This is a genomic window from Bartonella sp. MR100HLJHH (assembly GCF_042194215.1).
Classification (GTDB): Bacteria; Pseudomonadota; Alphaproteobacteria; order Rhizobiales; family Rhizobiaceae; genus Bartonella; species Bartonella grahamii.
Map to the genome: position 1 here is coordinate 1 of NZ_JBHIMR010000017.1, position 2,236 is coordinate 2,236.

Genomic DNA, 2,236 nt, shown 5'->3' on the forward strand with positions numbered 1-2,236 from the left:
TAGGTTTTCTCTTTTTAAAGTATCATATAATGATATATGCGCGGTCTTGTGATGTACCTTCTATCTTTACGCACTACCTATCCCCCCTTTGAAAGTTATTTTATCAAAATGAGTCTTACTAATATACATTTCCGTATCACTATAGACTGTTCAAGAAAATAGCAACATAAAAATATAACTTTTTAGCAATATGGATTCTACTGTGATCTTTTTTCAACAAAAATATAGAAAAAGCTTCTATAAAACCCCAAAGTTTATAGCCTCATCTGTTGCTTTAGGTCCATCGGCTACTGCGGAGGGTCTAAGTTCTATTGCTGTAGGTTTGAATACGCAGAGCAAAGGAGATAATTCAGCTGCTTTTGGTGATCTTGTATATGCATTAAATATTATGCTTATCTCTAGATAAATACTGTAGCGTCTTAAAAAAAATCACCCTTATTTCAATCAATAAGGGTGAAAATTTTATTAAGTTTTCGTTGTTCTTATTATTTTATTTTCAGAGTGATTGCACCACCTATTCCCCAATGACCACCAGCACTCGTGGCAGAGAGATTAGAGCGGATTTTTCCGTTTTCAGATGTATAACCAGCACCAAGAGCAAATGCGGATTGTCCACGCCATGCGCCGCTACCAAATGAGACACTCAAAGATCCTGGTTCGTCGAAGTAACGTAGGTTGGACGCTGCTAGACCAACAGCTGCTGCTTGCCTTGCTTCTTTGCGTACGCTCTTAATGTCATAACTTAAAATATTAAACTTCATATCTGTATATTGGTGAGCCCGATCAACGGCATCATCAATAGCATCGATAACGATATTATTCACTCGTTGATCTGTGTAATGCTTTGATTGATCAAGAACGATCTTCATCTGCTGTTCAGTGTAGTCATGTAGCTGACCACCATTAACAGCTTCTTTCGAACCTTGTTCAATACGACCATCCGCAACATTATCAATCATAACAGGTTCGCTTTCATTCCCACCTTGTAGAGTGATCTTATTGGTCTTTTTACCATCAGCATCTTTATCATAGTTAACTGCACCATCAGAAAGATTATTAACCGTGTTCTCAATATTATCAACTCTGTTTTCAATATTAAAAACCGTTTTACCAATATCCGTAACCGTAGTGGAAATATTGTCGACTCTGTTTTCGATATGTTTAATATCTTTCTCAACGCCATTGACACGTTCGTTGGTCTGCCAAAGCTGTCCGCCATTGACTGCATCTTTTGAACCTTCTGCAATTTCACCATTTGCTACATTGATAATATTACTTGGTTGACCATCATGGCTAGCGTCATAGGCTTTTTCCTGCTCATTCCAATTTAAACCATTGGACGAAACATTGTTTTCAACATTTTGAATGCGATTGTTTATCTTGTACATACTCTCACTCACGCCTTCAAAAGCATTGGCAACGTCATGATATGTCTTCTTCTCACCAGAACTACCGTCATTATTGAATTGTGCTATCTTGAAATTAGGAGCAGTCCATTTTCCATCATTATAGCCAGCGCCACCACCAAAATACACAGCAAGCTGATTACTCATCAAATAGAGTTGCGAACCATTTACAGCATCGGTTGAGTTAGCAGAAATGTCTCCATTAGCAAGAAACTTAATTTTGCTATTGGTTTTTCCCTCTCCATGCTGTGCTACAAATGCCTTTTCTTCCTTGCTCCACAACAAGGCATCGCCTTTAACTTCTTGAGTAATATTATTGATTTGTTGTGTAAAATCATTTGTCACATTTGTCAGATGGGTATTCATATTCTTTACATTTGCATCAAGCCCACTCAAAGCTGAGCCAACATCAGTAAAGGTTTTCTGAACCACCTCACCATCCGCAGAAACTGTAGATAAATTATACTGTGGTCCTTTAAAGTTACCATTCTCGAATGAGGCATCACCACCAAAATAGTTTGCAATATCTCCAGATATTTTTTCAATCTGGCTGCCATTGATCGCATCATGCGAATTTTTAGCAATTGTACCAGCTTTGACATTAAGGAGAGCTACTGGCTCTTTATTTTTATCGCCACCTAAAGTTATACTACCATAATTAACGGTACCATTTTCTTTATCGTAGAGAACTGCAGCAGCAGTTGTGAGATTAATATCCTTAGAAATCTTCTCTATACTTTTATCAAGCTGTTCTTTATTAACAGCTTCATCATCCTTAACTGCTGCTTTCACACCAGAAATTGTACGAACATCACCTGATTTGTTTGCAA

At 37.5% G+C, this 2,236-nt stretch carries 2 protein-coding genes; one reads left to right on the forward strand and one right to left on the reverse strand.

Translation table 11 applies throughout. The features are described 5' to 3' along the window. Positions 1-190 precede the first annotated feature (190 nt). Entirely contained in the window at positions 191-406 is a 216-nt protein-coding gene (locus ACFIJ7_RS08245) for a hypothetical protein (RefSeq protein ID WP_375645019.1), read from the forward strand. 79 nt (positions 407-485) lie between these two features. Here the strand turns inward: ACFIJ7_RS08245 and ACFIJ7_RS08250 are convergent. Next, positions 486-2,236: Vomp family autotransporter (locus ACFIJ7_RS08250; RefSeq protein WP_375645020.1), on the reverse strand; the 1,751-nt coding region annotated here is incomplete at its 5' end.

Bases quoted from the DNA above. Each gene is read 5' to 3' on its own strand.
- ACFIJ7_RS08245 (WP_375645019.1), top strand. From the start codon at position 191: ATGGATTCTACTGTGATCTTTTTTCAACAAAAATATAGAAAAAGCTTC.